The organism is Bacillus sp. GS3m_15504 (assembly GCF_055825275.1).
Window position 1 is genome coordinate 3,207,685 of sequence record NZ_JBVVNL010000001.1, and the last position, 22,701, is coordinate 3,230,385.

Sequence of the window (22,701 nt, forward strand, 5' to 3'; positions counted from 1 at the left end):
GTAATGATTGAAAATAGACTAGCTTTCATCAAAATATGTACTACTAAAATACCCTTTTTTATCCAAAATATGCAAAAGAGCCATTTAGGTGATGGCTCTTACTTTTCTATCTTATGAAGAAAAGGACATTTTCCTTTTATCGGCTCTACATCGTCTCCTATGAAATATTGTTTCCATTCCCGATGTTCCGGATCACCATAATGACTAATGTTAGGATGTTTCGGCAACTGATCCCATTTTTCAACTCGATCTCGGACCGTTTGTCTTGAATATGCTCCTTTAGGACGGTCGCCTTCTAATCCATCAAAAATGGTACGTGGCTGAAATCCAATAACGAGAGAATTTCCTAAATGCCTAGTTTTTCGTTGTTTATAAGCTGGTGCATTTCCAAATGCAAATATCGGTTCCCCGCCAAATGAAAATTCCCATAAGTAGTGATCTGGGTCTTCCGGAATTTGCTTCGGCCACGTTTGATCATCATTTTCATGTAAATATTGTAGTACTTTCCAAAAGTAATCACGATAATATTCGATTGATTGTTCCTCACATTCTGGTTCCACAAATAGAAAAAATCCTCTTCTAACAATTGGTCTCTCTTTCATTAACTCTAAAAAAGATAACATTGTATGCGGCAAATGACTCCAATCATTATGAGATAGAAAGGAATAGCGAAGTTCATTCTTTTTCAAAGCAGTTAAACCAAAATAACATGGGAAAGTTGGTTCTAATACGACGTTAGAAAAATTTTTAAATTCTTTTGCAACCCAATTCGGTATATCCGTTCTCATTCTCATTCCTTCATTATCTAATAAATAAGACTTATTCATTCTTTCACCTCATTATGTATAGCATTCAATTAAGACTATTACATACTCGGCCTGTCCTATGCTTATTTAAAAATTTGGTTGAAAAATTATTTAAAAATACAAAAAAATAAAATCGCTTACTTGACTAAATTCTCCCAATTCGTGTATATTTAAATTAATCATTTAGCAGAATATTCAAGATTATAGCATTTTTAGTTTATATTATCTTTTAAATGAATTTCACTAAATGAAAAAAGCAAATGTTTTTAGGAGGAATTGTAACATGCAAGGAAAAGTAAAATGGTTTAACAACGAAAAAGGTTTTGGATTTATCGAAATGGAAGGCGCTGACGATGTATTCGTACATTTCTCTGCGATTCAAGGCGAAGGCTACAAAGCTTTAGAAGAAGGTCAAGAAGTATCTTTCGATATCACTGAAGGAAACCGCGGACCTCAAGCTGCTAACGTAGTAAAACTTTAATCCAACATATAATAGGAGGTTACCTTACTTGGTAACCTCCTTTGTTATTCCTTTGTATATTTCCGTTTTACAGAGCAAAAACTATGTGAAATGCGCAATATACAAAGGAGGCAGTAACAATGGGATCAGAAGTAAATGATTTTGAAGAAGTGAAATTCCGTGTAGAAACAGCACAAAAAATGGTGGGATCAGCGACAATTTCAATGGATCCAGATACATTAGAACACGCTACTACTGCTGTAGAAGCAGCTCGCTCTCAGCTTGAAATTATGAAATCTGTTGCAACTGATTTAGATGAGCCATTTTTAATGAACGAGGAAAAGAAATTAAATAAATGTGAGCATCAACTAAACGAAGCAAGACACTAAAAAACATCCAGAGAATTTTCTCTGGATGTTTTTTCATGACAACTGTTCCCCATACTTTTTCAATGTTTCTCCAACTGTACATTGCCTGATACAAAATGAATGAGCATAATACTTACTATTTGTCTTTCGATTATGTTCTCGCAAAAAACATCCTTCACAATACGTTTCTAATAAGTCATTTACCTCTGTAATGAGTTGCTTTTTATCCACCGTTGCACCTCTCTATTCGGTTATTTCTTTATGACTATCAATGACTGTTCCTTCTAATGCTTGCGTTGCCAATTGATGTGCTTCTTTATTTTGTTTTCTAGAGATTGGCTCACATACAAGTTTTAATTTCATTTGCTTCGCTTTTTGCTCAATTTGGTCTAAATAATGATTTAAATGTTCATCATAACAAGGCCATTCTCCGGCCAATTGTTGCAGTACAACTTGAGAGTCCCCGCGAAGTGTAACTGCTTCATACTTAATCCCTAATTCCTCGAGTATATTCATGCTATATAGTAATGATGCGTATTCCGCTTCATTATTATCATATATGCCTTCTATATATGCATTACGGCGAATTCGGTATTTTGCATTTCCTTTTTTATAGTATACACATATACCTACCCCAGCTTCTTTCGTCTGTACATCATAACCACCATCAAAATAAACGAGTATTTCTTGGAGTTCTTCCTCTACTTGCTTACTTAACTTTTTCATCTCTTTTAATGACCATTCTGTATCCAGTTCATCATAAAATGAAAATTCTTTTACTCTTCCTGTTTTCTCGAAATCCTCTGCAAATTGCAGTACATCTTCTATGTTCATATAATCTGTCGTTAATTCCGTCTGCAATCCGCGCTTCGTTTTATACAACCAATGAATTTTATATTTCATACTAGATTCCCCTTATGTAAGACTTCTTATATGTATCCAGCTAATGAAAGCCTCACTTTATTTTATTATATTTTATCAAGAGTCACAGAATTATATTCAATATAATCACATGTAAAAAAGAGCTATCCCTATAGGAATAGCTCTTTCATCTATTACATAAATCTTTCAAATTGTACTCGTTTATTAATCCAGTACATTACAGGCATACCAATGGCCATGACAACAAATTCACCGACTGCACATGTTAACCAAGTCAACATAAATGGTAAATCAAATGCAAGATGAAGTTCAATTGCAATCATAAACATTGTAATTGTAAAGATAACTGTATTAAAAATCATACGAGCCCAAACACCTTTAATGAATCGCATAGAAATAATGGTTGCAACTAATGCAAGAATAGATTGCCCTACTCCAAATACTAAATCGTAAGCGATCATAGGTGAGAAAAAGAGATTCGTTAAAAATACACCTAATACAATTCCGTAAATTGCTTTCTTATTAAATACAACGAGATGATTAAACATCTCTGAAATACGAAACTGTACATTCGTAAAGCCAAATGGCTGAATAAGCATAGAAACAGCAATATATAATGCCGCTAAAATACCATTACCAACTAATGTTCTAATATTCATGACAAAATCTCCTTAGTTTTTTTACGTGGGATGGTTTCGAACCACGTTATTCGTTTTTTAAGCAACAAGATTATATTTTACGCGGTAGCCCCCCTTTCGTCAATAGATTCCTATCATGAACTACCTTTTTTCTTTTAGACAACGTATAATGAAATGTATGAAAGATTTAGGAGGTTTTACTTCATGATTGCAACAATTCAAAACGAAAAAGTGATCGTTTCCATATCTGACAAAGGTGCAGAATTACAAAGCGTTCGCTTAAAAGAAGACAATACAGAATACTTATGGCAAGGTGATTCTACTTATTGGGGACGCCGTGCACCAATTTTATTCCCTATCGTCGGCCGATTAGTAGATAATACATACTACGTAGATGATAAACCTTATTCTTTAACACAACACGGCTTTGCTCGTGATCTTACATTCACTGTAAAAGAACAAAGTGAAACGAAAATCACTTATATCGTTACTAGTAATGAAGAAACATTAAAAAAATACCCATACGAATTCGAATTACTCGTTTCTTATGAGCTAGACGGACAAATCGTTCATGTAACATACGAAGTAAATAACCCTACTTCAAAAGAGATGTTCTTCTCAATCGGGGCGCATCCTGGTTTCAATTTCCCGTTATTAGAAGACGAATCATTTACAGATTACCATCTATCATTTAATGGTTCTGAACGCTTAGAAACAAGTGTATTAGAAGGACCTTACCTTTCAAATAAAAAGCAATTAATCGCTGAAAGTACGAATGAATTACCACTTACATATGATCTATTTAAAAATGATGCGCTTATTTTTGAAAATATGAATACGGATGAAATCTCTATTCGTTCTCATAAACATAATAAATTTGTAAAAGTAGAATTTGACGGATTCCCATTTGTCGGCGTATGGACACCAGGCGAGAACGCACCTTTCCTATGTATCGAACCTTGGTACGGGATCGCTGATGAAGTAAATCCTGCAAAAGATTTCAAGGGAAAAAAAGGAATTCAATCTTTACAAGCGAATGAAACATTTACATGTCGTTATAGTATTACAATCGGCTAATTGCCCTATCCCCTACTGCAAAGAAACATATAAGTAGGGGATCATCTTATCATTTGGAGGTTTCTCATTTTGATTGAAGTATATATTGATGGTGCATCAAAAGGAAATCCTGGTCCTTCTGGTGCAGGAGTATTTATTAAAGGGGTTCAACCAGCTGTACAATTATCATTGCCCCTTGGGACAATGTCCAACCATGAAGCAGAATACCACGCATTACTTGCGGCATTAAAATATTGCACGGAGCATAATTATAACATTGTCTCTTTTCGTACAGATTCGCAACTTGTCGAGCGAGCTGTTGAAAAAGAATATGCAAAAAACAAAATGTTTGCACCACTATTAGAGGAAGCACTGCAGTACATAAAAAGTTTCGATCTCTTTTTTATTAAGTGGATTCCAAGTAGTCAAAATAAAGTTGCTGATGAGTTAGCTAGAAAAGCTATCTTACAAAATTAACGGGGGTATGAGTGTGAAAAAAGATTGGATTGCTCCTCTTGCTTTACTATTCGTCTCTTTTATTTGGGGAGCTACGTTTGTCGTCGTTCAAAATGCTATGTCTTTCGTTGGCCCATTTACTTTTAATGGTATTCGCTTTTTATTCGCTGGAATTATTTTATTATTCGTTCAAATACTTTTCTCAAAAAAAGCTTCAAAACAACATATAAAACAGAGTAGTCTCGCTGGATTAATCGTTGGGTTCTTTTTATGCATTGGCTACGTCTTACAAACATTCGGCTTACTGTATACAACTTCTTCAAAAGCTGGTTTCTTAACAGGGCTTAGTATCGTTATGGTACCCATTTTGTCTTTTATTTTTTTAAAACAAAAAGCTACCATTTTTATCGTAATTGGCATTGCTGTAGCAACAGCAGGTTTATACTTATTAACGGCTGGTGATTCTTTTCAATTAAACATTGGAGATATACTCGTTCTCGGTTGTGCAGTTGCTTTCGCTGCTCATATTCTTGTTAACGGCTTCTTCTCTAAAAAAATATCACCTTTATTGTTAAGTACATCGCAAGTATTAGCTGTCGGACTGTTTTCTTCTATTTGCGCCTTTTTGTTTGAAGATTGGGAAAAATTATTTTCAGTAGCACTATGGACGAATTCTTCCTTTTTATTTGCGCTATTTCTAACTTCCCTATTCGCGACATCCATTGCTTTTTTCATCCAAACGTCAGCACAAAAACATACATCTCCAACGAGAGTAGCTATTATTTTCACAATGGAGCCCGTTTTTGCTGCCTTAACAGGCGTTCTCGTTGCAAACGAACAACTTTCTATCTCTGCTATTATCGGATGCCTATGTATTTTCCTAGGTATGGTTTTCGTTGAATTACCTTCCAAAACAAAAAAAGAAGCGCAGGCTGCGTGAAGTTACGCTTGTAACTTCCGCATAAAAGCCTTAGCGCTTTTTTTATCTGTAATCTCTTCTTCTTTCAATCGTTCTAATAGCGCAACAAAATAACTGCCATCAAACTGCAATTGATGCTTAATTGTCGCTTCTATTGCTGCGTTTACAATGCCATCAGATGCACCCGTATATCCTTGTCCGAACATAATAAACCCTTGCGCTTCCTCTGATAGTTTAAATCCTTTCGTATGTAAGAATGAAAGATAATCTTCTACTGTCTGCATGATATTCCCACCTACTCAAAAATTCTCCACTTCCTATCATACATGTTTTTACACGCTATGAGAATGAAATTTATTTGACAACTTTGTAAATCAACCTATACTCCACTTACAATGGAGGATTTCCTTATAATATGGAGGAATATGTACAGTGGAACTTATTTCATATTAAAGGGGAGACACGATGAAACAAGCACTATTAATCATTGATGCACAGCAAGAATTAATGGATGGAAATGAACAAGAAAATGAAGTTTTTCGTAAAACCGAATTATTATCTACATTAAATACAGCGGTGCAGAAAGCAATAGATGCCAATGCCCTAATTGTTTTCGTAAGAGATACCGATGTTGCTTCTGGTAGCGGAGAAGGATTTGAAGTACATAATCAAATTCAAGTACCTCAGTCTGCAATCCTTATTAATAAAGCCGCAACAAATTCATTCTATGGTACTTCTTTACTTGAACTGTTAAAAGAAGAAAAAATTAACCATATCGTTATAGGTGGATGTAAAACAGAACATTGCATCGACACCGCTGTTCGAACAGCAACTGTAGAAGGCTTTGATGTTACATTAATTAAAAATGGTCATTCCACAACTGATTCTACTGTGTTGTCTGCAGAGCAAATTATTGACCATCACAATAAAATTCTCCATGGTCATTATAATGTTGATCATTTCTCAGTTGTTAGAGATGTCGAGGAAAATCTTTTTCAACCTATTCATGACCAATATCGTGATTAAATGAACGAAAAAAGAATCCTTACGTGAAAAGGATTCTTTTTTACCCAAAAATTTGTGCTGTAATGCTATATAACTCATTATTTCTTTTTAATAATTGATCGCTATTTTTCATCATTATTGGTGGTGTATTAACCTTTTGAAAACCAATAATCTGTAATTCTTTCATGAAATCTTTCTTTCCTTCTGGTACATCAATTCTTAATTTACCATGATGTCCTCTTGCTAAATCATGTACAATTCTCATTGCCATTGCATCATTTTTAGCAGCGATCGGTCCTATTATTTTATTTTCCGGCGTTTGTATACTTAAACCGTAACCTAATATATTTTGTTCCTTATCCTTTACAACAGTGCACTGTTCACTTTGCATAATTCTTTTCTTTAAAAACTCTTTTCTATTTGTTCCAAATGCATCTTCATCTATTTTTATTATTTTTTCTAAATCACTTACTTCATAATTCATCATATAATCTTCATTTCCTACACAATAATTATTCACATTGTACGAGTTACATATGTATTTAGAAACATAACTAACAGACCTAAATCCTAATTTTTCATATAAAGGCTTCCCCTCATCCGTGGCAATGAGCATAATTGGAGTTCGAGCTGATACACTATTCATGCAAGAACTCGTTATCGCCTTTCCAATCCCTCTTCCCTTATAATCAGGATGTACAATTACCATTCCTATTGACGCTAACGCCTCTCCGTATAATATAATTGCAGCGCTCGCAATCAGTTTTTTTCTCTCATTCCATACGCCATATACAATACCTGAGTTGAAAATCGTTTCAACTTCTGCTCTATTATAGTCCCAACCAATATAGGAAGATAACACTACAATATCCTCTATATTTTCTTTTTTAAGACGCTCCACTCTCATTTCCAAGACAATCATTCTCCATCTCTTTATCTAGACTTTTAAACTATTCTTCCCGAATCAACTTGTACATGTTTCACTTTATCTGTTACACACATATCCTATTTTGACCAAGACTATATTGTAAGTGAGGTGACAACATGCCCATTACGAATCGATTTTCTACCACCACTAACGGCGCACTTGCGATTACAGGAAACACACTCGGTTTAAGTAAAATCAGTAATCAAAACCGTGCTGGTACAATCGGGGCAATTGGTGCATTCGCAACTACGAATACCGCTTTACAAGTAACTTCTTTTCCTGCTGGTACAACATTAAACTATACACAGAATAGTTCTACCGCTCTTTTAAATATCCCTGCTGGTAGTACGATTCTTTACGCAGAACTCATCTGGGGCGGCAACTACTTATCTCGTGATCAAAACATTACAAGTGTTTTAGGAAACCCTGTTTCTTTTACAACACCTGTTTCAACATACTCGATTACTCCTTCTGCTGTTACAGCTTCCAATCAAACATTCGTTTCTGGATCTATCACATTTGGATTCTATACACGTTCTGCAGATGTAACATCCCTCATTCAAGCGGGAGGATCTGGCTCTTATACAACCGGCTCTGTCCCTGGACTTGTAGATCCTATAGATGCTTCTAATGGAACAATTAATTCAGCTGGATGGACGCTTATCGTCGCTTACCAAAATGGAACATTACCTGCAAGAAACTTAACCATTTATGTAGCAGGTAACCGGGTTTCTGCAGAAACTGGTAGTGCCGATGTATCTGTTTCAGGATTTTTAACACCTTCAGGAGGGCCTGTAAGCGGTAGATTATTTTTAAGTTCTACCGAAGGAGATGCTGATTTAATTGGGGATCAGGCTCTATTCGGGCCAAATTTCAGTTCATTAAATGCCTTATCTGGACCTAACAATGCTGTAAATAATTTCTTCGGTTCTCAAATTAATAATGCCGCTGGAAACTTAGATACAACCGGGACATTTGGAACGCGAAATCAAAGTGCTTCTACAGGTACAAACATCTCCGCTGGAAGACAGGGCTGGGATATTACTTCCATTGATATTTCTCCTTATTTAATAAATTCTCAAGTGTCCGCCGCAATCCGTTTAACAACTAACGGAGACGCATATATGTTGAATACAGTCGGTTTACAAATCAACATAAATTCACCTAACATACAAGCAACAAAAAGCGTGAATAAAAGTGTTGCAGCAATTGGGGACGTTCTCACTTATACAGTTACTATCCCTAATACAGGGCTTCTTCCCGCCAATAACGTTATTTTTACAGACATTCTCCCTAACGGTACTTCCTTTATACCTGGAACTGTAACAGTAGATAATGTCCCGCAAACGAATGCAAATCCGGCCGCTGGTATATCTCTTGGAACCATTAATAACAGCGCTTCTCGTACAGTAACTTTCCAAGCTACTGTCGTTTCTTTTCCAAGTCAAAATCCTATCTCCAACACTGCTAATATTACATTTCAATATACACCAATTGCCGGAGGAACGACTTTTAACGGTCTTGCAACAAGCAACTCTGCTGGAACACAAGTTAACCTCGCAGATATTAATGGCACAAAATCAGTTAACAAACTTTTTACCGATATTGGTGAAACGTTAACTTACAGTATCGCCTTAGCTAATATAGGGAATATTGCTGCAACTAACGTAATATATACGGATCCGATTCCTAGCGGGACTACTTTCGTTCCGGGGAGTGTAACTGTTAACGGAGTTACTCAGGCTGGAGCAAATCCCGCTACTGGTATATCAATTGGCGCTATTGCTGCTAATTCTACGACTATTGTTTCATTTCAAGTACTCGTTCCTTCTATTCCCCAAACAAATCCAGTTTTAAATATCGGAACAACAACATATCAATACATTCCTGTGCCAAATCAACCGGCAATAAGTGGGACTGATACGACCAATATCGTATCTACTCAAGTGAATAACGCTACTGTAACTATGGCAAAATCAGTAGATAAACATTTTGCAGATATTGGTGATACACTAACGTACACCGTTTCCTTTACAAGTACAGGTAATACAAATGCGAACAACGTTATTTTTACAGATGTTATTCCTACTGGAACAACTTTTGTTCTAAACAGTTTAACAATAGATGGCACGACACAAGGTGGAGCAAATCCCGCTAACGGTGTGAACATTGGATCAATCTCAACTGGTACAACAAAAAATGTTTCATTTCAAGTAGTTGTAAATACAATACCCGCGCTAAATGTCGTATCTAATGGATCAAGCGCTTCTTATCAGTACACTGTCAATCCAAGCCAATCACCCGTTACAAAAAACATTTCTTCTAATCTCGTTTCCACTCAAATTAACAATGCGAATTTAGCATTAACAAAATCAACAAATAAACAATTTGCCACAATTGGGGAAACGATAAGTTATACAATTCTTATTACAAACAGCGGAAATACAGCTGCAACTAATGTACAACTAACAGACCCACTTCCAAACGGAACAATATTGACCCCTGGTTCTGTAACACTCAACGGCATTTTGCAAAATGTAGATTCTCTCGTTGCTTTACCTATCGGCACAATTCCTGGCGGAGCTACTTTTACACTTTCTTTCCAAATAACAGTCATCAATATTACCACCCAAAATCCTATCATTAATAATGCTTTCGCCTCTTATCTATATACTGTAAATCCAAATCTGCCACCAACTTCAAAAACAGTAAATTCTAATTCTGTTACATCAACAATTAGACTAGCAAACCTTCAAGCTACTAAATCTGTAGATAAAACGTTTGCGGAAGTTGGGGATGTATTAACTTATACCTTTTCTCTTACAAACGATGGAAATGTTGCGGCGAACAATGTAGTACTATCCGATTCAATCGCGAATGGTACTGCCTTTGTACCAAACAGTGTTACGATTAACAATGTTACTCAACCAGGCGTTACACCAGCTAGCATCAATATCGGTAGTATCACTGCTGGTACTACAATTACAGCTTCATTCAAAGTATTAATAACTAGTATTCCAAACCCAAATCCTATTTCAAATAGCGCTTCTATTTCCTATAACTTTATCGTTGATCCAAACGCTTTCCCTATAAGTAAGAACACAACTTCAACCACTACATTTACTCAAGTAAATGACGCAAATATTATTTCAGCAAAAACAGTGGATCGAGCGTTCGCTACTGTTGGGGATGTATTAACTTATACCGTTGTTTTAACGAATGCAGGAAGTGTTTCTGCTGATAGTCCTACTTTCGTAGATACGAATCCAGACGGTACTACCTTTATCCCAAACACTTTCCTTATTAATGGTGTACTCCAAAATAACGCAGATCCAAATGTCGGTGTTCCCTTACCTTCCATTCCTGCGAACGGTTCACTTACCGTCTCTTATCAAGTAACTGTCACCTCTTTACCAACACAAAATCCAACAATAAATTCATCTAGTACACAGTATAGTTTTATTTTAAATCCGGGCGATCCACCAACTATAGAAACATCTTTAAGTAATACTGTAAGTACACAAATTAATGTAGCAAATGTAGTTATTGTCAAACAGGTAGATTTAACTATTGCTGACGTTGGGCAACCAATCACATATACAATTGCTTTAGCTAACCCTGGGAATACTCCCGCAAATAATGTAGTTGTTACCGATATACTCCCTCCTGGTACAACTCTCGTACCAAATAGTATTTTTATAGGCGGGACTTTACAACTTGGTGCGGATCCAAGTGCTGGTCTTCAAGTTGGTACGATTCCAGCTGGTGGTTTTACAACAATTGTCTTCCAAATTGGTGCAAATAGTTTACCTTCACCAAATCCAGTTCAAAACAGTGCTGTACTTCAATATAACTTTATCGCAGATCCAAATTCACCTCCCGTTGTAAGAAACTCTGCTAGTAATATAGTAACTACACAAATTAACACTGCTAATATTGTTGCTACGAAACTAACAAGCACAAATTTTGCTGATGTTGGCGATGTCATAACTTATGCAACGATTTTAACGAATAACGGCAATATCCCTGCCTCGAATGTAACGTTTACAGATATCATTCCAGCTGGTACCATCTTCCTTCCTAATACTGTAACGATTAACGGTGTCCCTATAGCTAATGCAAACCCTGCTAACGGCATTTTAATTGGTACGATAGGAGCGAATTCATCACGTACTGTTGCATTCCAAGTTTTTGTACCAACCATTCCTAGTGCAAATCCGATTGCGAATCAATCGAGCACTACATTCCAATACACGTACGACCCATCCAAACCAGCTGTCATGCAGATGGTTGCTTCTAACACTGTACAGACAACTATTAATAATGCTACGATTACCTCTGTAAAATCTGCAGATAAACAGTTTGCGAACGTAAATGATATCATTACGTACACGACTACTTTAACGAATAATGGAAACACACTTGCATCAAATATAGTATTTACAGATGCTATTCCAAGCGGGACATCTTTTATTCCAAATAGTGTAACAGTAAACGGCACTACACTCTCTAATGCAAATCCAGCAAATGGCATAGCAATTGATCCGATAAATCCGAATGCAAATACGATAATCTCGTTCCAAGTGCAAGTAAATTCTATTCCAAATCCGAATCCTATCCCGAACCAAAGTAACACAACGTACCAATATGTCGTAAATCCTAACTTACCTCCAGCGTCCTCTAATACGCTAAGTAACGTAATAACAACTCAAATTAATAACGCTACAATCATCGCTACGAAGTCAGTAAATACACCGAATGCTGCAATTGGAGATATCGTTACTTATACGATTGCAGTTACGAACACAGGGAATATTCCTGCTAGTGCTACAGTTTTAACAGATGGACTTGGACCAGGTGCATCCTTCATCCCAAATTCCGTTATGATAAATAACGTATCTCAACCTGGATTAGATCCTTCACTAGGTATTCATTTAGACGATATTTCACCAGGAGGAACTACGTTTATTACATTCCAAGTGAAAATCCTTGCTATTCCACCTAGTGGCACTTTAACGAATAATGCTCTTGTAAACTACGAATATACAGTGAATCCAACTGAAACGCCAGCTGTTGGAAGTACCGTTACAAACACGACAGTTACACCTATCGTTGACGCTACCTTAGTAATAAATAAAAATGCTAGTACAACTTTCGCTACAATTGGAGATACGATTACATTCACCTCAGTTGTTACAAACACAGGAAATACTACCGCGAATAACATTGTTTTTACAGATTCAATTCCAAATGGTACTACCTTTGTCCCAAATAGTTTTAAAATAAACGGTGTAACGGTCCCGAATACAAATCCACAAAACAGTATCAATATTGGTAACTTGAATACAAATGCATCGGTTACACTTAGTTTTCAAGTAAACATTACAACTCTTCCAAATCCTAATCCAATTCCGAACCAATCATCGCTTCAATATAGATTTATTGTTGATATAAATGAACCGCCTGTTTCACGAACCGTTCAATCCAATAAAACTTTTACACAAGTAAACTCTGCTTCCGTTATCGCCACGAAAACTGCTAGCAGTGCATTTGCCGCTGTTGGAGATACAATTACGTATACAACGACTCTCACTAATAGCGGAAATACTACTGCAAACACACCTGTTTTTATCGATATATTACCAGCTGAACTGTCATTCGTTCCTGATAGCGTACAAATTAATACCATCCCACAACTTGGATTTAGGCCTGATACTGGTGTTCCTTTAGACTCAATTCCAGTTGGAGGAACGATAACAATTAGCTTTCAAGCTATCGTTGGTTCAATACCAGCTATAAATCCAACATTGAACCAATCTAGCACAACATACTCTATCATCGTTGACCCTACCCAGCCACCGGTGACAGAAATAGCTACAAGCAATCCAACTTTAATTCAAATTAACGAAGCGATTATTCAAGCAACGAAAAGTGTGGATCGACTATTCTCTGACGTCGCACCTGGAAATTCATTTTTAACGTACACTGTTTTATTAGAAAATATAGGGAATACAACTGCTACGAATATCATTTTTACAGATCCGATTCCAAATCATACAGTATTTATAGAAGATAGCGTTCGAGTAGGCGGGATTTTATTACCTGGAGTAAATCCAGCAAACGGAATACCAATTGGGGATATTATTGCAGGAGATTTTATAAACGTTACCTTCCGCGTACAAGTAGTTAGCATTCCAAATCCAATTTTCACAATTGGACCTGGGGGGCCAAATTCACCGGTTGTAAATGGCGCTTCTATTAATTATCAATTTATGACAGGACCTAATTTACCACTCGCTTCAAGAAGTACGACATCCAATCCTGTTTCAACACAAATAAATTCTGGGGAAATCGCACTTGTTAAATCTGTAGATAAAACTTTCGCAACGATCGGGGATACACTTTCTTATTCAATTTCATTAAGTAACCCTGGAAATGTCACTTCACAAAATATAATTTTCACGGATGTTTTACCTGAAGGAACAACTTTTATTTCTGGAACACTTACAAACGATTCTGGTACACAGCAAATTGGAAATCCAGCTACCGGGATTCAAATTGGAAATATAAATCCTGGTAGTACGGCTACTATTGTGATAAACGCACTTGTTACAAATATTCCAAGTATAAATCCAATTTCGAACTTTAGTTCTGTACAATTTGCACATGTGGTCGATCCAAGCCAACCTTCCGTATCACAAACGAATCTATCTAATACTGTTTCGACAACTATTAAGAGTGCTATATTAACGACTACAAAAAGTGCTGATAAATCCGTTATTTCTGTCGGTGATACAATTACGTATACAACTACTATTACAAATACAGGAAATACGGCAGCAGCGAATATAAAGTTCACGAGTGCAATTCCAGCTAACACTACCTTTATACCAAACTCAGTCACAATAAATGGGGTTCAGCAATCTGGTGTGCAACCAGCACTTGGAGTAAACATACCAAATATTGCTCCTGGTGAAACAGTAACTGTTACTTTCCAAGTAAATGTTCTTTCTGTTCCCTCTTCAAGTTCAATTATGGGAAATGATACCATTTTATATTCGTATACTGTCGATCCAAACGGAACTCCTGTTACAACTTCTACTTCAACGAATACCGTTACAAATCCTGTATTAGATGCTATCATTACGATGGTAAAATCCGTCGATCAAACACTTGTAACACTAGGTGATACCATTACCTATACGACCATTTTAACGAATAGTGGTAATACAAACGCTACAGATATTGCTTTCATTGACCTTGTACCAGATGGAACAACGTTTATTACTGATAGCGTTACAATAGATGGCATCACGCAAATCGGGCTCAATCCTAATACAGGTATAACAATTGGAGCAATTGCTCCTAACAGCTCAATATCTATAGCATTTCAAGTTACCGCTACTTCTACACCTGTTCAAAATCCTATTGCCAATTCCGCTACTGCTTCTTACACATTTATCGCTGATCCTAATGCCCCTATTGTTTCAAGGACCGTTACTTCAAACACAGTGTTCACTACGATTAATACAGCTACCATTCTTTCATTAAAACAAGTCGATAAATCCTTTAGTCGTATTGGAGACACACTCACTTATACTGTCGCTTTAACAAACAATGGAAACTCATCCGCACAAAATGTTATATTTACAGATACTATACCGAGCGGAACAGCATTTATTGCAGACACATTTTCTATTAATGGAATTCCTCAAAGTGGCGCAAATCCAGTGAACGGTGTAAATATCGGATCTATAACAGCTGGGACTACAGTAACAGTTTCTTTCCAAGTTACTGTAACGTCATTACCCACGGAAAACCCCATTGTAAATTTCTCATCAACATCGTACCAATTAGTCTCACCGCCTGATGCAGAAACTTCAATTAGCAATCCTGTTTCAACGCAAATTAAAGAAGCCATATTATCCATGGCGAAAAATGAAAGTGTATCCTTTGCAAATATCGGGCAAACTGCTTTTTACACTACTTCTATTTCGAATATAGGAAATACAGATGCAACTAATATTGTATTCACAGATGTATTACCAAATGGAGTCACATTTGTTCCTAACACATTAACTGTCGATGGTGTTTTACAACCTGACGCGAATCCAAATACAGGTGTATTACTTGCAACACTTCCGCCTAATGAAATATATAGTATCGTCTTTCAAGTTACAGTGAACAGCATTCCCCCTATTAATCCAGCACCAAATACAGCATCAACAACATATGAGTTTACTGTTGATCCTGTTAATCCTCCAGTATTAAGTGCGGCTACTTCCAACACTACGCTTCTTCAAATAAACAACGCAAATATTATAAGTACAAAAACAACAGATCTTACTTTTGCGGATGTTGGTAATACAATAACATTTACACTTAACCTCCCGAATACAGGGAATGTGACTGCAACTGATGTTACAGTTATCGATACGCTTGATAGTAATTTAACTTTTGTTCCAAACAGTTTCACAGTTAATGGGCAAACCATTCTAAATGCTGATTTATCTACTGGTGTAAATATCGGTTCAATTAACGGTGGTACTGCGGCAATTGTCACATTCCAAGCTACCGTTACAACCCTACCAATCAACAATCCTATTTCTAATTCAGCTCTTACAACTTATCGTTACATTGTTGATCCAGACCAGTCACCTATTACAATTTCCAATCAATCTAATACAACGACAACACAAATTAATAGTGCTATTCTTACTGCACAAAAAAGCACAAATGTATTTACGGTAGATATCGGGCAAGATATTGTCTACTCCGTTACAATTACAAATAGCGGAAATGTTAATGCAACGAATGTTATTTTTACCGATGTTATTCCAGACGGAACTTCCTTTGAACCAAATAGTTTTACACTTAATGGAACTATTATCGAAAATGCAAACATCATTACAGGCGTCCCAATTGGTGATATCGCGCCAAACGAATCTGCCATTGTAGAATTTCATATTACTTCAAATGAAATCCCGGCTATTAATCCAATTACTAATCAAGCTAGCGTTAGCTTTCAGCATATCGTTAATCCAGCTAATCCTCCTGTTTCAAAAAACATTACTTCAAATAGTGTTACAACAACAATTGAAAGTGCTATTTTAACTACTACTAAAATCGGTGATAAAGCTTTTGCAACGATTGGTGATACAATTACGTATACAACTACGATTACGAATACTGGAAATATCCCTGCCAATAACGTTATTTTCTCAGACCCGATACCATCGTGGACACAATTTGTTGCAGGATCCGTTATTGTTGATGGCACTCCATTACCATCCGCTTCTATCACCAGCGGTATTGGCATAAATACGATTATTCCAAATCAAACTGTAACAATCATATTCCAAGTTCAAATCGTAAGCAATCCACCAACATTCACACCTGAACTCCAAAACTTAGCATTTGTTAACTTCCAATATAACGTAGGCAATGCATTACAGGCTCAGCCTGGCAATGTGGAAACGAACGTCTTCGTTACTGCTATTCATTCAGCAATACTTTCAGCTGTAAAAACTGCTAGTACAGCCTTTGCGAATATTGGAGACACAATCACTTATACAGTTTTAATACAAAATAGCGGCAATACAAACGCTACGAATGTAAATTTCTCAGACCTCATTCCAGGAGGAACGACCTTTGTTGAAAATAGTTTTGCTGTAAATGGAAATACCATTCCAGGTGCAAATCCAAATAGCGGCGTTAATATCGGGACCGTTAGCGCGGGTAGTTCCTTAACCGTTACTTTCCAAGTCATAGTTACATCTACTCCTCCTTCCAACCCAATTACAAACGTTGCATCTATTCAATTCGCATTCATCGTTGATCCGGCCGCTCCTCCTGTTACAGGCACAGTAACTTCTAATAGTGCTTCTACACAAATTAATAACGCTACTGTTACAACGCTTTTAGAAGCAGATCGAACAATCGTATCTATTGGAGATATAATTACGTACACTGCAACATTAACAAGCACTGGAAACTTCCCTGCAAACTCGGTATTACTCATTAACGGTGTTCCTGAAGGGGCATTATTTGTTCCAAATAGTGTCACGCTTAACGGGATTTCACTTCCAGATGCAAGTCCAACTCTCGGTATTCCAGTTGGTATTATCGCACCAGGTGATTCTGCTACAATTACGTTCCAATTTCTTGCAAACTCTATTCCGCCGCAAGGAGCAATTATAAATCAAGCACTTACAAGTTACACATATATTGTCGATCCAAGTCAACCTCCAGTTACAGCAACATCTTCATCTAATACAGTTACTACAGCTGTCGTTGATGCATCGCTATCTGTAATTAAAAATACAGATTCCATCGTACAATCTACTGACGGTACAATCACTTACACTGTCGTCATTCAAAACAACGGGAATACAACTGCAAATACAGTTACTTTAACAGATTTGGTCCCAGAAGGAACTGCATTGATTCCAAATAGCGTGACCATTAATAGCATCTCAATTCCAGGTGCCGATCCAAACGTAGGAATACCATTAAACTCCATTGCGCCGTCAGAAATCGTCACCGTCACATTCCAAGTTATCGTTCAATCTATTCCAAGCGTGAATCCAATTTCTAATATAGCCCGTATTGACTATACTTTTATTGCGGATCCAACTGCTCCTATCGTCTCTCGAACAATTACTTCGAATCCAGCTTTCACACAAATTTCAGATGCGAATGTTCTTTCTTTAAAAGCCGTCAATGCACAACAAGCAACAACTGGCGACATTTTAACCTACACGATAACACTAGAAAATACCGGAAATATTCCAGCTACAAATCTCATATTTTCAGATACGATTCCAGTTGGGACTACATTCGTAGAAAATAGTTTTACACTTAACGGAACAGCTATACTGGGTGCAAATCCAAATGTAGGTGTTACTTTGCCTAACCTAGCAGCAAACGCTACTCACCTTATTGCTTTCCAAGTTCTTATTAACGATCCATTCTCGCAACAATCGATTACAAATCAATCTAATACAACATATACAATTCAACCAGATCCAGGGCAACCGCCTATTACTGAAACATCTACAAGTAATATTGTCATTACAAATTTCGTGCAAGCACAATTAACAATTACAAAAACGTCCAATCCAATAACTGTAGATATTGGCGGAACTATACTTTATATTTCTGAAGTGAAAAATAGCGGCAATGTTGACGCAATAAATATTATTTTTACAGATTCGATTCCAGTTGGGACTACATTCGTTCTCGACAGTGTCACAATTAACGGTGTACTTCAGCCTGATGCAAATCCCGAAAACGGAATACCAATTGGAACGATTCCACCAAACAGTTCCAAAACAATACTATTTCAAGTACAAACAAATAATCCACCTACTGAAACCGAAATTGTAAATCAATCTTCAGTAACTTACCAATATGTAAGTATTCCTACAGCTCCACCAGTGAATCGCTCTGCAAATTCTAACATTGTTACAACATCACTTCAAAATGCGAATATTATTTCCGTTAAAAGCGCAGATGTAACTTTCGTCTCCATCGGGCAATTTATTACCTACACAAATACACTACAAAATATCGGAACGGTTCCAGCTAACAATACGTTGTTCATTGACAACATTCCAGAAGGGACAATATTCATTGAAGATAGCTTATCAATAAATAATGTCATTCAGCCTGGTACGAATCCTGAAAATGGAGTAACTCTCGGCACGATACAACCAGATGAAACAGTCACTATTTCATTCCAAGTACAACTTACAAATATACCTGAAGACAATACAGTCATTAACATCTCAGACACTTCATATGAATACCAAATTGACCCTAGTTCTCCAATTATTCAGCGTAGATCATTATCAAATACAGTAAACACGGAAGTCCGTACAGCAAATGTTAGTGCAATTAAATCTGCTAACAGATCCATTACACGCATCGGTCAAATTATCACATATACCATCGCAGTTACAAATGCTGGTACAGTACCTATTACAAATACTCTCCTAATTGACGCAATCGCTGCTGGCACCACATTCGTTCCAGATAGCATTCTTGTAGATGGCATACCAAGACCTAACGAAAATCCAAGTACCGGAATCTCCCTTAATATTATCCTTCCAAACAATACAATTATCGTTACATTCCAAGTAAATGTAGACTCGATACCTTCTCAAAATAACATGAATAATATCGCCGTCATCCACTATGAGTATCAGCCAGACCAAAGCTTACCACCAATTTCAGAAACGACATCTTCCAATACTACAAATATACAATTTATTGATGCCATTCTTATCGCTACAAAATCCGCTAATACAGTATTAGCTAATATTGATGAAAACATTGAATATACAGTACTCATTCAAAATAACGGATCCACTACAACTAACTCCATCTTTTTTACTGATATTATAGAAGATGGAACAGTATTTATTTCGGGGAGTGTAACAGTTAACAACACTGTACTTCCTGCAGCAGATCCGAATATCGGCTTTTCCATCCCGAATATCACATCAGGTCAAGTAGCTACAATAACATTCCAAGTTTCGGTTACGAATTTACCTGCTGCAAACCCAACACCTAATACTGCAAACATCGTCTACGACTTTATTTTCAACCCTGACTTTGCACCAATTCAAAAATCGACTACTTCCAACACTACTTTCGTTCAAATTAATGATGCTGATATCGTTTCACTTAAAACTGTTGATTTGACTTCTGTAACAATTGGTGATGTTTTAACTTATACAACAACTTTAACAAATACAGGGAATACGGATGCCACTGCTCTTGTATTTACAGACAATATTCCTGGTGGAACAACCTTTATAGACGGTAGCGTTTTAGTAAATAACATTCCGCAGCTTAATGCCAATCCAAGTACCGGTATATTGTTAGGAACGATTGCTCCTAACATTTCTATCCCAGTCACATTTTCTGTTACTGTCGTAGCGCTTCCAACTAGCGGCCATGTTCAAAATCAAGCAACTTCTCGTTATACAATAAATGGAGAAGAACAAATATCGACTAGTAACATTACTTTCACTGAAGTTATTTCTGCTAATATAATCGCAGTAAAAACAACTCCTATCCAATATGCTGACCTACAAACAATTATCCCTTACACAATTTCCATCACAAACAATGGGAATATACAAGTGGAAAACATTATCGTTACAGATATCATCCCAGTAAATACAAACTTTATAGAGAATAGTGTTATTGTGAATGGAAACACTCGTCCAAATGACAATCCACTTAGCGGGATACCAATTGATAACATTCTGCCTAATACGACAGCAACTGTTCTATTCCAAGTACGGGTTACTTCGATACCTCAAACCAATCCAATCTCTAACACAAGTACAATTGAATATGAATACACGGTAGGAGATCAACCACCTATTACCAAAACTATTATTTCATCAGCTGCTTTAACAGAAATTAATCATGCGAATTTGAATAGTAATAAAGCTGTTGACCTTGCATTTGCAATGGTCGGTGATACGTTAACGTATACGATTACACTCAATCAAACTGGTAATGTTGCAGCAAATGATGTAATCATTCAAGATATGATTCCTCAAGGTACTACATTTATAGAAAATAGCGTTATTGTAAACGGAGAAACTCTTCCGGGAGTAAATCCAGCAAATGGCATACCAATTGGTACTATAATTGTAGATGGAGACGCTATCGCTTCATTCCAAGTAACTGTGACTTCTATTCCAATACGAAACGAACTCACCAACCAAGCAATCTCTACTTTTAACTATATAGTCAATCCAAATAACGTACCTGTTACAAATACGACGACAACAAATACAGTCACAACAACCGTCCAAAATGATAATGTCATTGCGATAAAAGCTGTTGATTTCACGAGTGCCTTACCTGGTCAAACTTTAACGTATACCATTACGATTACTAATAATAGTAATATCACTATTGAAGATCTTCTTCTAGTAGACACGGCACCAGTAGATACAACATTCGTTATTGGTAGTGTTACGATTAACGGAATCAATCAACCTAATGCGAATCCTGAAAATGGTATTCTGTTAGGAAATCTTGCTCCAAATGAATCTGTTATTATTACATTCCAAGTGACAATATCTTCTTCGACTCTTCAATCTACAATCAATAACGATGCTACTATTTCCTATACGCCTATTGTCGGTCCAACCGAATCACCTATTATGATTACAAGGCAAATAAATACTGTTACAAAGCAAACAAATACTGTTACAACAATAATAGTTGATCCAATGGTTAGTATTGAAAAAACAGCCGATAAATCTATCGTGGCGACAGGGGACATCATAACTTTCACATTAAAAGTGATAAATCATTCACCAATTCCTACAATCAGTACTTCTGTGCTAGATATAATTCCAGCAGGTACAATATTTATAGAAGACAGTGTAACAATTAACGGTACTCTAGTTTTAAATATTCGTCCAGACACTGGTATGAATATTGGCTCTTTATCTGCAGATTCCATAGCAACTATAACATTTAAAGTTCTCGTCACTTCTATCCCTTCAAACAGTACAATTATTAATTCTGCTACCGTCACAGCCACCTTCCAATTGACACCCCAGGACCCAATTATTACTTTTATTGTTAATTCAAATATCGTTCGTATACCAGTTCAATTTGTAACTGCGACAGTAGTGAAGAACGCTTCCGTCACCTCAGCTTATTTAAATCAATATTTTGATTATACGGTGCGTATTACGAATACTTCCGAGATTTCACTCTCAAATATTTCTTTACAGGATACTATTCCAGTAGGTTTACAATTTATAAACGGCACTGTCTTCATTAACGAAGAACGCTCTCCACTAGCGAATCCGAATATCGGTTTCCTAGTCGCTACTAATTTGGAACCAAATGAAACAATTATCGTCTTATTCACAGTACAAGTAATAAGTCCACCTGTTAATAATGAATTTAAAAATACGGCCAATATTTCATTACAACTTCAAGTCTCGCCTACCGACCCACCAATTACAGAAACTGTTACAAGTAACGAAAACATCGTCATCTTTGTTCCAGAAAACCAAGATGAAATAGTTCCAAATTTAAATTGCTTCTTTGACGGGGAACGTTTTGTACGCATTACTCCACGGAATGTAGGAAATTACCTTTGGACTTGGATTTGGTGGCGTTAAATGAAACAAAAAG

The 22,701-nt window shown here is 36.5% G+C and carries 13 protein-coding genes and 1 riboswitch; of the genes, 7 read left to right on the forward strand and 6 right to left on the reverse strand.

All coding sequences use genetic code 11. The features are described 5' to 3' along the window. Positions 1 to 98: 98 nt before the first annotated feature. Positions 99 to 827 (reverse strand): YqcI/YcgG family protein, encoded by a 729-nt coding sequence (locus tag AC0L0O_RS16870; protein ID WP_001043757.1) that lies wholly within the window; start codon positions 825 to 827, stop codon positions 99 to 101. A gap of 262 nt (positions 828 to 1,089) precedes the next feature. Here AC0L0O_RS16870 and cspB point away from each other — a divergent pair, with 262 nt between their 5' ends. Together cspB and AC0L0O_RS16880 are read left to right on the forward strand one after the other, a co-directional pair. Next, the gene (gene cspB, locus AC0L0O_RS16875) at positions 1,090 to 1,287 is read left to right on the forward strand and encodes a cold shock-like protein CspB (RefSeq protein WP_001161732.1); all 198 of its coding nucleotides are present in this window, start codon (positions 1,090 to 1,092) and stop codon (positions 1,285 to 1,287) included. 119 nt (positions 1,288 to 1,406) lie between these two features. Further along, positions 1,407 to 1,655, forward strand: a complete 249-nt coding sequence (locus AC0L0O_RS16880) for a DUF2564 family protein (protein ID WP_000534392.1) — start codon at positions 1,407 to 1,409, stop codon at positions 1,653 to 1,655. A gap of 33 nt (positions 1,656 to 1,688) precedes the next feature. Here AC0L0O_RS16880 and AC0L0O_RS16885 read toward each other — a convergent pair whose 3' ends face one another. From AC0L0O_RS16885 to AC0L0O_RS16895, 3 genes are all read right to left on the reverse strand, one after another. Further along, positions 1,689 to 1,865, reverse strand: coding sequence for a zinc-finger domain-containing protein (locus AC0L0O_RS16885; protein ID WP_000358801.1), 177 nt, complete (start codon positions 1,863 to 1,865; stop codon positions 1,689 to 1,691). A 12-nt stretch (positions 1,866 to 1,877) separates the two neighbouring features. Further along, complete coding sequence (locus AC0L0O_RS16890; protein ID WP_000875528.1) at positions 1,878 to 2,537, reverse strand: ribonuclease H family protein; 660 nt, start codon at positions 2,535 to 2,537, stop codon at positions 1,878 to 1,880. Between the two features lie 152 nt (positions 2,538 to 2,689). Further along, positions 2,690 to 3,175 carry a QueT transporter family protein gene (locus tag AC0L0O_RS16895; RefSeq protein WP_001026469.1) on the reverse strand — a complete coding sequence of 162 codons (486 nt, stop codon included), beginning with the start codon at positions 3,173 to 3,175 and terminating at the stop codon, positions 2,690 to 2,692. Positions 3,176 to 3,181: 6 nt separating this feature from the next. Beyond that, positions 3,182 to 3,226: riboswitch (PreQ1 riboswitch) on the reverse strand. Positions 3,227 to 3,358: 132 nt separating this feature from the next. Here AC0L0O_RS16895 and AC0L0O_RS16900 point away from each other — a divergent pair. The 3 genes from AC0L0O_RS16900 (at position 3,359) to AC0L0O_RS16910 (ending at position 5,606) form a co-directional block, all read left to right on the forward strand. Further along, positions 3,359 to 4,231, forward strand: a complete 873-nt coding sequence (locus tag AC0L0O_RS16900; protein WP_368500623.1) for an aldose 1-epimerase family protein — start codon at positions 3,359 to 3,361, stop codon at positions 4,229 to 4,231. 69 nt (positions 4,232 to 4,300) lie between these two features. Beyond that, a complete protein-coding gene (locus AC0L0O_RS16905) occupies positions 4,301 to 4,687 on the forward strand; it encodes a reverse transcriptase-like protein (RefSeq protein WP_000573873.1) in 387 nt (128 codons plus the stop codon). A 13-nt stretch (positions 4,688 to 4,700) separates the two neighbouring features. Continuing rightward, positions 4,701 to 5,606, forward strand: coding sequence for a DMT family transporter (locus tag AC0L0O_RS16910; RefSeq protein ID WP_473785893.1), 906 nt, complete (start codon positions 4,701 to 4,703; stop codon positions 5,604 to 5,606). Positions 5,607 to 5,608: 2 nt separating this feature from the next. Here AC0L0O_RS16910 and AC0L0O_RS16915 read toward each other — a convergent pair whose 3' ends face one another. Continuing rightward, entirely contained in the window at positions 5,609 to 5,869 is a 261-nt protein-coding gene (locus AC0L0O_RS16915; RefSeq protein ID WP_001195212.1) for a DUF6123 family protein, read from the reverse strand. Between the two features lie 181 nt (positions 5,870 to 6,050). Here AC0L0O_RS16915 and AC0L0O_RS16920 point away from each other — a divergent pair, with 181 nt between their 5' ends. Next, the gene (locus tag AC0L0O_RS16920) at positions 6,051 to 6,611 is read left to right on the forward strand and encodes a cysteine hydrolase family protein (RefSeq protein WP_000806347.1); all 561 of its coding nucleotides are present in this window, start codon (positions 6,051 to 6,053) and stop codon (positions 6,609 to 6,611) included. A 40-nt stretch (positions 6,612 to 6,651) separates the two neighbouring features. Here AC0L0O_RS16920 and AC0L0O_RS16925 read toward each other — a convergent pair whose 3' ends face one another. Next, on the reverse strand, positions 6,652 to 7,512 hold the full coding sequence (locus tag AC0L0O_RS16925; RefSeq protein WP_473785894.1) for a GNAT family N-acetyltransferase: 861 nt from the start codon (positions 7,510 to 7,512) through the stop codon (positions 6,652 to 6,654). Positions 7,513 to 7,634: 122 nt separating this feature from the next. Between AC0L0O_RS16925 and AC0L0O_RS16930 the strand changes: the two genes are divergently transcribed. Then, the gene (locus AC0L0O_RS16930; protein ID WP_473785895.1) at positions 7,635 to 22,688 is read left to right on the forward strand and encodes a DUF7507 domain-containing protein; all 15,054 of its coding nucleotides are present in this window, start codon (positions 7,635 to 7,637) and stop codon (positions 22,686 to 22,688) included. The last annotated feature ends 13 nt before the right edge of the window (positions 22,689 to 22,701 follow it).

What these genes read in the sequence shown, in the direction of transcription:
- AC0L0O_RS16870 (WP_001043757.1), bottom strand. Translation starts at nt 827, where the DNA reads ATGAATAAGTCTTATTTATTAGATAATGAAGGAATGAGAATGAGAACG.
- cspB (WP_001161732.1), top strand. Translation starts at nt 1,090, where the DNA reads ATGCAAGGAAAAGTAAAATGGTTTAACAACGAAAAAGGTTTTGGATTT.
- AC0L0O_RS16880 (WP_000534392.1), top strand. Translation starts at nt 1,407, where the DNA reads ATGGGATCAGAAGTAAATGATTTTGAAGAAGTGAAATTCCGTGTAGAA.
- AC0L0O_RS16890 (WP_000875528.1), bottom strand. Translation starts at nt 2,537, where the DNA reads ATGAAATATAAAATTCATTGGTTGTATAAAACGAAGCGCGGATTGCAG.
- AC0L0O_RS16895 (WP_001026469.1), bottom strand. Translation starts at nt 3,175, where the DNA reads ATGAATATTAGAACATTAGTTGGTAATGGTATTTTAGCGGCATTATAT.
- AC0L0O_RS16900 (WP_368500623.1), top strand. Translation starts at nt 3,359, where the DNA reads ATGATTGCAACAATTCAAAACGAAAAAGTGATCGTTTCCATATCTGAC.
- AC0L0O_RS16915 (WP_001195212.1), bottom strand. Translation starts at nt 5,869, where the DNA reads ATGCAGACAGTAGAAGATTATCTTTCATTCTTACATACGAAAGGATTT.
- AC0L0O_RS16920 (WP_000806347.1), top strand. Translation starts at nt 6,051, where the DNA reads ATGAAACAAGCACTATTAATCATTGATGCACAGCAAGAATTAATGGAT.
- AC0L0O_RS16925 (WP_473785894.1), bottom strand. Translation starts at nt 7,512, where the DNA reads ATGATTGTCTTGGAAATGAGAGTGGAGCGTCTTAAAAAAGAAAATATA.
- AC0L0O_RS16930 (WP_473785895.1), top strand. Translation starts at nt 7,635, where the DNA reads ATGCCCATTACGAATCGATTTTCTACCACCACTAACGGCGCACTTGCG.